General features: G+C 30.3%; 13 protein-coding genes. All 13 read left to right on the top strand.

Annotated features, from left to right (window positions below):
* Positions 1–42: 42 nt before the first annotated feature.
* Entirely contained in the window at positions 43–1,713 is a 1,671-nt protein-coding gene (locus ABCP60_RS04845) for a methylmalonyl-CoA mutase family protein (RefSeq protein WP_343101343.1), read from the top strand.
* A 20-nt stretch (positions 1,714–1,733) separates the two neighbouring features.
* Entirely contained in the window at positions 1,734–2,132 is a 399-nt protein-coding gene (locus ABCP60_RS04840; RefSeq protein WP_092925663.1) for a cobalamin B12-binding domain-containing protein, read from the top strand.
* A 13-nt stretch (positions 2,133–2,145) separates the two neighbouring features.
* Positions 2,146–3,084, top strand: a complete 939-nt coding sequence (gene meaB / locus ABCP60_RS04835) for a methylmalonyl Co-A mutase-associated GTPase MeaB (protein WP_092925665.1) — start codon at positions 2,146–2,148, stop codon at positions 3,082–3,084.
* Positions 3,085–3,093: 9 nt separating this feature from the next.
* Entirely contained in the window at positions 3,094–3,504 is a 411-nt protein-coding gene (gene mce, locus ABCP60_RS04830) for a methylmalonyl-CoA epimerase (RefSeq protein ID WP_092925667.1), read from the top strand.
* Between the two features lie 49 nt (positions 3,505–3,553).
* Entirely contained in the window at positions 3,554–5,101 is a 1,548-nt protein-coding gene (locus ABCP60_RS04825; protein WP_195581130.1) for a carboxyl transferase domain-containing protein, read from the top strand.
* Positions 5,102–5,115: 14 nt separating this feature from the next.
* Positions 5,116–5,499, top strand: coding sequence for an OadG family protein (locus ABCP60_RS04820; RefSeq protein WP_092925671.1), 384 nt, complete (start codon positions 5,116–5,118; stop codon positions 5,497–5,499).
* A gap of 21 nt (positions 5,500–5,520) precedes the next feature.
* The gene (locus ABCP60_RS04815; protein ID WP_207733558.1) at positions 5,521–5,910 is read left to right on the top strand and encodes a biotin/lipoyl-containing protein; all 390 of its coding nucleotides are present in this window, start codon (positions 5,521–5,523) and stop codon (positions 5,908–5,910) included.
* Between the two features lie 187 nt (positions 5,911–6,097).
* Positions 6,098–7,249 carry a sodium ion-translocating decarboxylase subunit beta gene (locus tag ABCP60_RS04810; RefSeq protein WP_243248222.1) on the top strand — a complete coding sequence of 384 codons (1,152 nt, stop codon included), beginning with the start codon at positions 6,098–6,100 and terminating at the stop codon, positions 7,247–7,249.
* Between the two features lie 162 nt (positions 7,250–7,411).
* Positions 7,412–8,179: a class I SAM-dependent methyltransferase gene (locus tag ABCP60_RS04805; protein ID WP_343101342.1), complete on the top strand. Its 768-nt coding sequence runs from the start codon at positions 7,412–7,414 to the stop codon at positions 8,177–8,179.
* Between the two features lie 107 nt (positions 8,180–8,286).
* Complete coding sequence (locus tag ABCP60_RS04800; RefSeq protein ID WP_166505480.1) at positions 8,287–9,615, top strand: DUF389 domain-containing protein; 1,329 nt, start codon at positions 8,287–8,289, stop codon at positions 9,613–9,615.
* Between the two features lie 194 nt (positions 9,616–9,809).
* Positions 9,810–10,190 carry a hotdog domain-containing protein gene (locus tag ABCP60_RS04795; RefSeq protein ID WP_092925679.1) on the top strand — a complete coding sequence of 127 codons (381 nt, stop codon included), beginning with the start codon at positions 9,810–9,812 and terminating at the stop codon, positions 10,188–10,190.
* Between the two features lie 160 nt (positions 10,191–10,350).
* The gene (nhaC, locus tag ABCP60_RS04790) at positions 10,351–11,793 is read left to right on the top strand and encodes a Na+/H+ antiporter NhaC (protein ID WP_092925681.1); all 1,443 of its coding nucleotides are present in this window, start codon (positions 10,351–10,353) and stop codon (positions 11,791–11,793) included.
* A gap of 611 nt (positions 11,794–12,404) precedes the next feature.
* Positions 12,405–13,208, top strand: coding sequence for an enoyl-CoA hydratase-related protein (locus ABCP60_RS04785; RefSeq protein WP_092925683.1), 804 nt, complete (start codon positions 12,405–12,407; stop codon positions 13,206–13,208).
* Positions 13,209–13,216 lie beyond the last annotated feature (8 nt).

The raw sequence follows: 13,216 nt of genomic DNA, 5'->3' as shown, positions 1-13,216 counted from the left end.
AAAATATTTTAATTTTATTAATTAGGTATAGGGGGGAAGCTTATGACAAATAACAAAGATGAGATACAAGTAAACTTAAAAAAATGGGAAGAAAATAAGGTTAATAAGAGTTTAAGTAAATTTTCAGAAAGAAAAGAAATATTTACATTTGATACAGGAGAAGAAGTAAAAAGACTATATACACCAATTGATGTAAATATGGACTATGAAAAAGATTTAGGTTATCCAGGGCAATATCCATTTACAAGAGGTGTTCAACCTACAATGTATAGAAGTAAGTTTTGGACTATGAGAATGTATGCTGGATTTGCAACTGCTGAAGAATCAAACAAAAGATACAAATATTTAATAGAACAAGGTTCTATGGGACTTTCAGTAGCATTTGATTTACCAACTCAAATGGGATATGACTCAGATGATGATATATCTGAAGGTGAAGTAGGCAAAGTTGGAGTTTGTATAGATTCATTAGCTGATATGGAAATATTATTTGACTCAATACCACTAGATAAAGTATCAACATCGATGACTATAAATGCACCAGCATCAGTTCTTCTTGCAATGTATATAGCAGTAGCCAAAAAGCAAGGTGTAAGTGCTGATAAGTTAAGAGGAACTATTCAAAACGACATATTAAAAGAATATGTAGCAAGAGGAACTTATATATTCCCTGTAAAGCCTTCTATGAGGCTAATAACTGATATATTTGAGTATTGTTCAAAAGAGGTACCAAAATGGAACACTATAAGTATATCAGGGTATCATATAAGAGAAGCTGGAGCAAATGCAGTTCAGGAAGTAGCATTTACTTTAGCTGATGGTATAGCTTATGTTAATTCTGCTATAGAAGCAGGACTTAATGTTGATGATTTTGCGCCAAGATTATCATTTTTCTTTAATGCACATAATAATTTATTAGAAGAGGTTGCAAAGTTTAGGGCAGCAAGGAGATTATGGGCAAAAATAATGAAAGAAAGATTTAATGCACAAAATCCAAAATCATGGTCGCTTAAATTTCACACCCAAACGGCAGGTTGTACACTAACTGCACAACAACCAGAAAATAATATAGTAAGAGTAGCAATTCAAACATTAGCAGCAGTTCTTGGAGGAACACAATCACTTCATACTAATTCAAAAGATGAGGCATTAGCTCTACCAACAGAAGATTCAGTAAGAGTAGCACTTAGAACGCAACAAATAGTGGCAAATGAAAGTGGAGTAGCAGATAGCATAGACCCACTAGCTGGTTCTTATTATGTAGAAAGCTTAACTAATAATATAGAACAAAAGGCTTTAGAATTAATAAATAAAATAGACAACTTAGGAGGAGCACCACAAGCCATAGAAAAAGGATTTATTCAACAAGAAATAATGGATAGTGCATATAGATATCAAAAAGAAATAGAAAATAATGAAAGAATAATAGTTGGAGTAAATAAATTCCAGATAGAAGAAGAAGCTCCAAAGGGACTTCTCAAGGTTGATCCTATGGTTGGTGAAAGACAAAAAGAAAAGATAAGAAAATTAAAAGAGAGTAGAGATAATGAAAAAGTACAAAAAAACTTAGAAGCTTTAAGAAAAGCTTGTAACTCCAATGAAAATATAATGCCATATATACTAGATGCAGTAGAAAGTTATGCCACATTAGGGGAAATATGCAAAGTTATGAGAGCTGAATTTGGTGAATATAAACAAACGGTAATGATATAGTGATTTAAGGAGGAATACAAATGAGACCAATAAGAGTATTAGTTGCAAAACCAGGCTTAGATGGACATGACAGGGGAGCTAAAGTAATAGCTAGAGCACTAAGAGATGCAGGGATGGAAGTTATATACACAGGCCTTCGTCAAACTCCATATCAAATAGTTCAAGCTGCAATCCAGGAAGATGTAGATGTTGTGGCTATGAGCATACTATCTGGTGCACATAATCATTTATTACCAAAGGTCGTAGAATTATTAAGATCTGAAGAGGCAGACGATATTTTGGTAATAGGTGGAGGCGTTATTCCAGAAGAAGATATACCTTTTTTAAAAGAAAAAGGTATAGCACAAATTTTTACACCAGGAACTCCAACAACAGTTACTATAGAGTTTATAAAAGAAAATCTCAAAAGAGAATTATAATAAAGGTGAAATTATGAGTGATATAGTAAAAAAAGTTATAGAAGGTAAAAAAAGGGATTGTGCTAGGCTTATTACTATTGTAGAAAATGAAATAAATGGATATGAAAAGTACTTAAAAGAAATATATAAATATACTGGAAGGGCCTATATAGTGGGAATAACAGGCCCTCCCGGTGCAGGAAAATCTACAATGACAGATAAGTTAGTAAAACACATAAGAAGTAGAGGAAACAAAGTCGGTATAATTGCAATAGACCCAACAAGCCCTTTTACAAAAGGAGCAATACTTGGAGATAGAATAAGAATGAATGATTTAAGTTTAGACAAAGGTGTATTTATAAGGTCTATGGGGACAAGGGGTAGCCTAGGTGGTCTATCAAATGCAACACAATCTGCTGTAAAAATACTTGATGCTTATGGGTGTGACTTTATATTTATAGAAACTGTAGGAGTTGGGCAATCAGAAATCGATATAGTAAAAAATTCTGACACTACACTTATGATTATGGTTCCAGGTCTTGGAGACGATATACAAGCAATAAAAGCTGGTGTTATGGAAATTGGAGATGTATTTGTTATAAATAAGGCTGATAAGGATGGAGCGAAAAAAACAGCTTTAGAAATAGAAATGATGCTTGATTTTAAAAAAGATTGGAAATTTAGACCACCGGTAAACTTATGTGTAGCAGAAACTGGAGAAGGTATAGATACTACTTTTAAAAATATAATAAAGCATAAAAACTATTTAGAAAGTAGTGGGGAACTAACTAAAAAAAGATTTGAGCGAAACAAATTAGAAGTAAAAGAATTAGTACAAAGAAAGATTTCAAAGCTCGTTAAAGAACTAGAATATACAAACGAAGTCAATGAGCTTTTAGATAAAACTATAACTAAGGAAATAGATATATATTCGCTTAGCGATATATTAGTTGAAAAGATAATTAATGATTAGGAGGAAACTATGGAAATATTAAAAGTAGACCATGTGGGGATAGCTGTAAATAACTTAGAAGAAAGTTTAAAATTTTATGAAGATGTATTAGGAATAAATTGTGAAGGTACAGAAATTGTAAATGAACAAAAAGTCAGAGTAGCATTTTTACCAGTTGGAGATACTGAACTTGAATTACTAGAATCAACTACTGAAGATGGACCTATAGCTAAATTTATAGCTAAAAATAATGGACGTGGTGGAATACAACACGTAGCAATAAGAGTAGATAATATAGAAAAAGCAATAGAAGAAGTTAAAGCTAAAGGGTATAAAATGATAGATGAAGTACCGAGATATGGAGCAGGAAATGCAAAAATAGCTTTCTGTCATCCAAAAGGAACTGATGGAGTGTTACTTGAGCTAAGCGAAAGAAAATAAAATTTGCTTTACCATTTAATACATTAACTAAAGTTTTGGGGGTGGTTTTGTGTCACAAGAAAAGTTAAATCTACTTTATGAAAAAAGAAGTAAGATAGAACTAGGAGGTGGGCAAAAGAGAATAGATAAACAACATGCATCAGGAAAATTAACTGCAAGAGAAAGATTAAATTTATTATTTGATGAAAATACTTTTGTTGAATTAGATGCATTTGTAAAACATAGATGTTCAAATTTTGGTATGGAAAAACAAGAAGTGCCAGGTGAAGGTGTAATATGCGGATATGGTAAAGTTGAGGGAAGATTAGTTTGTGCATTTGCACAAGATTTTACAGTACTTGGTGGGTCTTTAGGTGAGATGCATGCTAAAAAAATAGGCAAAGTTATGGATATGGCACTTAAGGTTGGAGCTCCAGTAGTAGGGCTTAACGATTCAGGAGGAGCTAGAATACAAGAAGGCGTTGATGCATTAGCTGGATACGGAGAGATATTTTATAAAAACACAATAGCATCGGGGGTAGTACCACAAATATCTGCAATTATGGGTCCTTGTGCAGGAGGTGCAGTATATTCACCGGCACTGACAGATTTTATATATATGGTAGATAAAACTAGTCAAATGTTTATAACAGGGCCACAGGTTATAAAAACAGTAACAGGTGAAGAAGTTAGTGCTGAAAGTTTAGGTGGAGCATCTACTCATAATACTACTTCTGGAGTAGCTCACTTTATAGCAAATAACGATGAGGACTGTATACAACAAATAAGAAAACTGCTTAGTTTTTTACCATCAAACAACTCAGAGAAAGCTCCAATAATAGATACAATAGATGATGCCAATAGAAAAAATGATATATTAAACAGCATAATTCCAGATGATGCCAATAAGCCATATGATATGAAAGAAATAATATATGAAATAGTAGATGAGTGTGATTTCTATGAAGTCCAACCATATTTTGCACAAAATATGATAACTGGATTTGCAAGAGTAAACGGAGAAAGTATTGGTATAATTGCAAATCAACCTAAAATTATGGCAGGATCACTTGATATAAATGCATCAGATAAAAGTGCAAGGTTTATAAGAACTTGCGATGCTTTTAATATTCCGATAATTACATTAGTAGATGTACCAGGATTTTTACCAGGAACATCTCAAGAGTATGGAGGGATAATAAGACATGGTGCAAAAATGCTTTATGCATATAGTGAAGCTACAGTACCAAAAATAACTTTAATAACTAGAAAAGCTTATGGTGGTTCATATCTTGCTATGTGTTCAAAAGATCTGGGAGCAGATATGGTACTTGCTTGGCCAAGTGCTGAAGTTGCAGTTATGGGACCAAGTGGTGCAGCAAATATAATATTTAAAAATGATATAAAAAATGCCCAAAATCCTAAAGAAATGAGAGAAGTTAAGATAAATGAATATAGTGATGAGTTTGCAACTCCATACAAAGCAGCGGAAAGAGGATATTTAGATGATGTAATAGAACCTGCATACTCAAGAGTAAGAATAGCTGATGCACTTGATACATTATCATCTAAAAGAGAAGAAAGACCGCCTAAAAAACATGGAAATATACCTTTATAGGAAGGTGGTAATATATGAATATTAGTCAATTATTAGAAAGTTTAAAAGATCCTACAATAACATTACCAATAGGAGAAACATTATTAGCAGGTGTTAGTGTAGCATTACTGTCTATGAGTGTAGTTTTTATAATTTTATTAGTTATAACAGCTATAATAAAGTTACTTCAAAGTGAAAAATCACAAGCTAAGCTTAAGGATAGTACTGAGAAAGAAACTATGACAGAAAGTAATGAATTTAAAAAAGATGAAAGTATAGAAGAATTAGTATCCGTAATAACTGCAGCAATAGCAGCTTCAACTAGAAATAGTACAAATAATATAATAGTAAGAAAAATATCTAGAACTAATAACTCAAAAACAAATTGGGAAAGAATGACTAAAAGTACTACTAAATAAAGTAGCAGGGGGAGTTTAATAATGATAAAAAAATATAATATAACAGTTAATGGAAATACATATGAAGTAGAAGTAGAAGAACTAAGTAGCGTAGCGAGTCATATTTCAAAAGTACCACAAGCACAAAGTACACACCAAATAGATAAAGCATCTAAAGTACAAAATAAAGCTCAATCATCACCTAAAGCCTCAAATAGTTCTGGTCAAGTAAATGCTCCAATGCCAGGAACTATATGCGATGTTAAAGTCAAAGAAGGAGATAGTGTAAAAAAAGGTCAAGTTTTATTAATACTTGAAGCTATGAAAATGGAAAATGAAATAATGGCAGATTCTGACGGAACAGTTACATCTGTTAATGTTTCAAAAGGAGCATCTGTAAGTGTTGGAGATATACTTTTATCTATAAAATAGTACTTTAGATTATAATAAAACTACAAATACTTTATATTACATATAATTTGAGCAAAAGATTAAGATAGAGGAGAGTTTTTATAGTACGTAAAATCAAACTTATCAGAATAGGGAAAATTACAATTTCCTATAATAGAAAAAGGGGGACTTACCCGTGATAGAAGTTATAAATAATTTTATTTCATCTATGGGGATTGTTAATATATCATGGCAACAAATAATTATGATTTTTATTGCTTGTATTTTATTATATTTAGCAATAGCAAAAGAATTTGAACCATTATTATTAGTACCCATAGCTTTTGGTATGTTACTTACAAACCTTCCGTTGGCAGGTGTTATGAATGGGCCAATATCATCAATTAGTAATTTAGAATTAACAAATGAAGCTATAAATGGAACTATAAATACTAAATCACCAGGAGGACTTTTACATTATTTATATCAAGGTGCAAAGCTTGGAATATTTCCACCACTAATATTTCTAGGTGTAGGAGCATGCACAGACTTTGGGCCATTAATAGCAAATCCTAAAACCATGCTACTAGGAGCATCAGCTCAATTTGGGATATTCTTTACATTTATAGGAGCATTACTTTTAGGGTTTACTGGCCTTGAAGCATCATCAATAGGAATAATTGGTGGAGCTGATGGACCTACTGCAATATACTTAACGACAAAGTTAGCACCTCACTTATTAGCACCTATAGCAGTTGCTGCATATTCTTATATGGCACTAGTACCAATTATTCAACCACCTATTATGAAAGCTTTAACAACTAAAGAAGAAAGAAGTATAGTTATGACACAATCAAAGTTGGTGTCTAAAAAAACAAAAATAATATTTCCAATAGCAGTAACAATAGTAGTATCACTATTATTGCCATCAGCAGCTACATTGATAGGACTTCTTATGTTTGGAAATTTACTTAAAGAGTGTATGGTTACAGATAGATTATCAGATACTGCAAGTAATGCTTTAATGAATATGATAACTATATTTTTAGGATTAGCAGTTGGAGCATCAGCAGAGGCAGAAATATTTTTAAGCATGCAAACTATAAAAATATTTGTACTTGGTATAATAGCATTTAGTATAGGAACTGGATCAGGTGTATTATTTGCAAAATTAATGAATAAATTTAGCAAAGATAAAGTAAATCCACTTATAGGAGCCGCAGGAGTATCAGCAGTTCCTATGGCTGCAAGGGTTGCTCATAAAGTAGCACAAGAAGAAAATCCAGGCAATTTCATACTTATGTATGCGATGGGACCAAATGTTGCTGGAGTTATAGGTTCAGCAGTAGCGGCAGGAATACTTCTTAGTTTATTTGGATAAATATATTTAGTAGACGAAGGATATCTCTAAAAGTTTTAAGAATTAAAAGAGATATCCTTTTTTAGTTAAAATATGGTATTTATATTTAATTGTATAAATTTAAAAAATTTTATGAGAAAAATTATAGGAATTGTTAGTAATTATAATAGAGGAGGGAGATATATGGATATATTAAAATATAATAGTAATGCTTGGGATAATGAGGTTAAAAAAGGAAATAAGTGGACAATGCCTGTAAGTAGTGAAGATGTAGATAAAGCAAGAAATGGAGAATATAAACTATTATTAACACCAACAAAATTAGTACCTAAAGAGTGGATAGGGAACATAAAGGATAAAAAGGTACTTTGCCTAGCATGTGGTGGAGGACAACAAGGACCAATTTTTTCTGCACTAGGGTCAAATGTAACCGTATTTGATAATAGCAAAGAACAGCTATTAAAAGATGAGCTTGTAAGCAAAAGAGATAATCTTAAAATAGATTTAGAACAAGGTGATATGAGAGATTTATCAAGATTTGAGGATGAAAGCTTTGATTTTATATTTCATCCAGTATCAAACACATTTATAGACAATATAGAAAAGACTTGGAAAGAGTGCTACAGAGTACTTAAAAAGGGTGGTGTGCTAATAGCTGGATTTACAAATCCTATAGTATATATATTCGATTTATATGAATGGGAAAAAGGTAATTTAGCAGTAGCAAACACTATACCTTATTCAGATATAAAGCAACTGCCAAAAGAAAAACTAGAAGAATTTATAAAAAATAAAGAACCTTTAGAGTTTGGGCATACACTTTATAGTCAAATAGGAGGTCAAATTGAAGCAGGTTTTGTAATAGGTGGATTTTATGAAGATAAGATAGAAGATGATATATTAGGAAAATATATAGATACTTATATAGCTACGAAGGCAATAAAATTATAAATAATATATATAATATAGATTAGAAATCTAATTACTTGCAAATTGTACCATAATATAGTAAATTTAAATATATTAAATAGGACATTATATAGCTCAGGAGGAAATTTATGAAATTTAGTAAAGAAAATTTTATATATGAATTTACTAGAAACCAAGCCACCAATGAGGAGATACATGAAAACATATTAGAAGGAATGAATGTACACGGTGCAAACTTTATAATACTAATATGTGCAATAATAATAGCATCTGTTGGACTTAATATGAACTCTACTGCAGTAATAATAGGTGCTATGCTTATATCACCACTTATGGGTTCTATTATAGGTATAGGCTATGGTGTAGGTACTTATAATTTAAAGTTATTAAAAGAAGCTTTTAAAATATTAACAATATCAGTTTTTATAAGTATAATAACATCTACATTTTATTTTTCAATAACACCAATAACAACAGCAGGTAGTGAAATATTAGCAAGGACTAGTCCAACTATATGGGACGTTATAATAGCTTTTGTTGGTGGTATAGCAGGAATGGTTGGACTAACTCGTAATAAAATTAGTAACGTAATACCGGGAGTTGCTATAGCTACTGCACTTATGCCACCACTTTGTACAGCAGGATATGGACTTGCTACTAAAAATTATCATATATTTCTTGGTGCAGGATATTTATTTTTTATTAATTGCTTTTTTATAATAACGTCAACTTTTATAGTTACAAAAGCATTAAATTTACCAGCTAGAACTAATTTAGATGATGAAAAACAACATAAGGTAAAAAGAATTATATTAATTACAGCTGTAATAGTTATGATACCTAGCGTATTTTCTGCACTTAATATGATACAAGAAACAATAGATGAAAGTAATTTAGATGCTTTTATTAATACAGAATTAAAAGATCAATATGTAATAGAAAAAAACATAAATACAAAAAATAACACTATAACTTTAGCATTAATTGGAGAAAAAATATCAAGAAATGAATTTAAAATTTTAGAAAATAATTTACATAATTATGGATTTAAAGATATGGATTTAATAATAAAACAAGATGAAGGAAGCATATCTGATATAGAAAAGTATATATCTGATATAAAAAATCAAAGTAATATATTTATAAAGGATAATAATGTATCTAATAAGACAGGTGATATAAAAGAAGATACAAATGTGCAAGAAATATCAAAAGAAATAAAAGTTATTTATCCTCAGATAAAAGAAGTATATTTAGGATATGTAACTAGTGATACTAATAGTTCAAAAGAAGTACCGGTACTTATACTATATACAAATGATGAAACCTTAAGCAAAAGTATACCTACTATAGAAAACTGGTTTAAAGCTAGAACTAAAGAAGATGGAGTTAAAGTTTATGTGCAAATGATTTCTACAGAAAAAGAAACTAAAACTGATAATGAATATAAAAAATAAGACACTAATAATAAGTTAATCAACATGTAAAAAAGCACTAAAAATTATAATTATGATTTTTAGTGCTTTTTTACATGTTACAAAAGTAGTATTTTTTACAAATTAATATATAGTTGTTTATGTAATATATATCTAAGTCTATTTCATAGTATTTAGTAAAGGTTAAAAATTAAATTAAGGAAGGGGACAAGTAAATGAAGTCTTTAATAAGAGTTAGGATAGGGACAAATGATGCTAACTATGGCAAAAATGTAGTAGATAGTTCAAAGATACTTAAATTATTTAAAGATGCGGCCACAGAAATACTTATAAAGCATGATGGAGATGAAGGCTTATTTAGATCTTATGACAATATAGAGTTTTTAGCACCTGTATATGCAGGAGACTATATTGAGGTTAGTGGAGAATTAATATCTTTTGGAACCACATCTAGAAAAATGAATTTTGAAGCGAGAAAGGTTATACAATCAGCATCAGATATAAGCGATTCAGCAGGAGAGGTATTACTAAGACCTATAGTTGTATGTAAAGCTACTGGAACTTGTGTAGTTCCTAAAGATAAACAAAGGAAATAGATAAAAATATGAATTATTAAGTTAAATATTATAAAAGTTATAAATATAGAATTTATAGAGTTTATTATACATGAATATATTAAAAATAACTAAAGAATTGGTATAATTTTCAGAAAATTTAATATAGATTAATAAAATATAAAAATAAGGGGGGAATATTTTGAAAGCAAAACCAAAAACCCAGAGAAAGGCAACTCTTATAGAATCTATAATACCATTAATACTTTTAGTTATAGTATTAGCATATTCACTGATAAAACTCGATGCGGATCCACATATACCACTTATAATAGGTTCACTTGTGGTAGGTTGTGTTGGAATATTTAGGCTAGGGTTTAGCTGGAAAGAGTTAGAAGTAACAATACTTGAAACTATAAAGATGGCAATGCAGGCGATACTTATACTTATGATAGTAGGTACACTTATAGGAACATGGATACTAAGTGGAACAGTACCATCAATGATTTATTGGGGGCTTGAAATATTATCACCAGCAATATTCCTACCAGCAACTACAATAATATGTGCAATAGTATCACTTGCTACTGGATCATCTTGGACTACAGCAGGAACTGTTGGTATTGCACTTATTGGTATCGGGCAAGGCCTTGGAATGCCAGCTCCACTTGTAGCAGGAGCTATAATATCTGGGGCATACTTTGGAGATAAAATGTCACCACTTTCGGATACTACAAACTTAGCACCAGCAATGGCAGGATCAGAGCTATTTGAACATATAAAACATATGATATACACTACTGGACCAGCACTTATAATAGCACTTATACTTTATGGAATAATAGGTATGAAATATGCAGGCAAAGAACTTGATATGGCAAATATTGAACTTATAAGAAGTACACTTAGTGATTCATATAATACTTTATCACCGATACTATTTATCCCACCTATTTTAGTAATAATACTTGTCATATGTAAAGTACCAGCGATACCAGGATTATTAATAGGAACACTACTAGGTGGAATATTTGCATATTTCTGTCAAGGATCTAATTTAACTGATATAGTAGGAGCTGCTCATTATGGATATGTATCAGAAACAGGAGTAGCTGATGTTGATGCACTATTAAGTCGTGGTGGTCTTGATTCTATGATGTGGACAGTTTCACTTATATTATGTGCACTTAGTTTAGGAGGATTACTTGAAAAAACGGGAATGCTAGAGGCACTATCAAGTGCACTTTTGAGATTTGCAAAAGGTTCTTTTGGATTAGTTTTAGCTACTATAGTATCTTGTATAGGAGTAAATTTAGCGACTGGAGACCAATATCTATCAATAGTTTTACCAGGAAGAATGTATAAAAATGAATTTAGAAAAAGAGGATATCATCCAAAAAATTTATCAAGGGCACTAGAAGATAGTGGAACACTAACATCACCACTTATCCCATGGAATACATGTGGGGCTTATATGTGGGTAACTTTAGGAATTCACCCATTTGCTTATTTACCATTTGCATTTTTAAACTTAATAAATCCTATAATATCTTTAATATACGCAGCTACTGGTATAACTATAGAAAAATTACCTCCTGAAGAAATGGGAAAAGTTAAAGAAGAAATAGAAAAAGGTATACTATAAATAAGAAAGAGGCTATCTTAATTAAAGATTAGCCTCTTTCTTATTTATAGAAAATTTTCAAAAAAAGTCTATTTTCAAACTTTATATGACAAATTTTTATAAAAAAGAAGGAGTATAAGAGAAAGCGAAGAATATTTATATATAAAAAATAATATATATAAAATTTATTAATAAATATTAGGATAAAAATTTTTAATTAATAACAAATGATGCTTATTAATAATTATAAGTATATGTAATACTGACTTATATATAAAAAAAATAATATACAAAAAATGTAAAATATAAAGAGGTAATATGAAGAATAAAGTAGAATATTATATATTACAAAAAGAAAATGTAAAAAAATAAAAATAAAAGAAGGAATATAGAAATAAATACAGAATATAATACATAAGAAAATATTTATCCTAAAATTTTAGCTACAAATTAAAAATGTAAAAAAATAAAAATAAAAGAAGGAATATGAAAATAAATGCAGAATATTAAGAACATGAGGAAATATTTGGTTCAAAGCTGTAATTATAAATCACTAAATTACTAAATTGCTAAGAGAGAAAATAGGACATCTGTGTTACTATTAGTAAATAGGATATAAGGATGGAAAAAATATGTTTAAAAATTTAATTTGCACTAAAGAGGGGAATATATACATAATTAATATAGCTAGGGAAGAATATTTGAATTCTTTAAATGAAGAAGTATTAAAAGAATTAGATATGGCTATTGATATCATCAAAAAAGATGAGGAAATTTATGTAGGTATAATAACAGGTCAAGGAAGAGCTTTCGTAGCAGGGGCAGATATAGAAGCTATGAAAGATATGAATTTTGAAGAAGCGAGAAGATTTTCAAAAACTGGAAATGACTTGTTTAGAAAAATAGAAAACTGCGAGAAGCCTATAATAGCGGGGATAAATGGATTTTGCCTAGGTGGAGGATTAGAGATTGCTATGAGTTGTGATATTAGAATAGCAAGCACAAAAGCAAAATTTGGACAAGTAGAAGTCAATCTTGGTATATTACCTGGATTTGGGGGAACTCAAAGGTTATCTAGAATAGTTGGAATAGGGAAAGCTAAAGAACTTATATACAGTGCCCAAATAATAAAAGCAGAAGATGCACTAAACATAAATCTAGTAAATAAAGTTACATCGCATGAAACTTTACTAGAAGAATGTATAGATATGGCAAAGCTTATTGCATCTAAAGGTCAACTTGCCGTAAGATATGCTAAAAATGCTATAAATAAAGGGTATGAAATAGATATAGATAATGCTATAAATCTAGAAAGCTATCTATTTGGGCTATGTTTTGCAAGTTATGACCAAGAAGAAGGTATGAGTGCCTTTTTAGAAAAAAGAGATCCAAAATTTAATATACATTGTGATAAAAAAGTAAGCAGTTCATTATAGGGGGAAAT

The organism is Romboutsia sp. MSSM.1001216sp_RTP31141st1_G3_RTP31141_220114 (assembly GCF_039031195.1).
Classification (GTDB): domain Bacteria; phylum Bacillota; class Clostridia; order Peptostreptococcales; family Peptostreptococcaceae; genus Romboutsia_C; species Romboutsia_C hominis.
This window is presented reverse-complemented; position numbering and strand designations above follow the sequence as displayed.

What these genes read in the sequence shown, in the direction of transcription:
- ABCP60_RS04815 (WP_207733558.1), top strand. Translation starts at nt 5,521, where the DNA reads ATGATAAAAAAATATAATATAACAGTTAATGGAAATACATATGAAGTA.
- ABCP60_RS04845 (WP_343101343.1), top strand. Translation starts at nt 43, where the DNA reads ATGACAAATAACAAAGATGAGATACAAGTAAACTTAAAAAAATGGGAA.
- ABCP60_RS04785 (WP_092925683.1), top strand. Translation starts at nt 12,405, where the DNA reads ATGTTTAAAAATTTAATTTGCACTAAAGAGGGGAATATATACATAATT.
- ABCP60_RS04795 (WP_092925679.1), top strand. Translation starts at nt 9,810, where the DNA reads ATGAAGTCTTTAATAAGAGTTAGGATAGGGACAAATGATGCTAACTAT.
- ABCP60_RS04805 (WP_343101342.1), top strand. Translation starts at nt 7,412, where the DNA reads ATGGATATATTAAAATATAATAGTAATGCTTGGGATAATGAGGTTAAA.
- ABCP60_RS04800 (WP_166505480.1), top strand. Translation starts at nt 8,287, where the DNA reads ATGAAATTTAGTAAAGAAAATTTTATATATGAATTTACTAGAAACCAA.
- meaB (WP_092925665.1), top strand. Translation starts at nt 2,146, where the DNA reads ATGAGTGATATAGTAAAAAAAGTTATAGAAGGTAAAAAAAGGGATTGT.
- ABCP60_RS04820 (WP_092925671.1), top strand. Translation starts at nt 5,116, where the DNA reads ATGAATATTAGTCAATTATTAGAAAGTTTAAAAGATCCTACAATAACA.
- ABCP60_RS04840 (WP_092925663.1), top strand. Translation starts at nt 1,734, where the DNA reads ATGAGACCAATAAGAGTATTAGTTGCAAAACCAGGCTTAGATGGACAT.
- mce (WP_092925667.1), top strand. Translation starts at nt 3,094, where the DNA reads ATGGAAATATTAAAAGTAGACCATGTGGGGATAGCTGTAAATAACTTA.
- ABCP60_RS04810 (WP_243248222.1), top strand. Translation starts at nt 6,098, where the DNA reads ATGGGGATTGTTAATATATCATGGCAACAAATAATTATGATTTTTATT.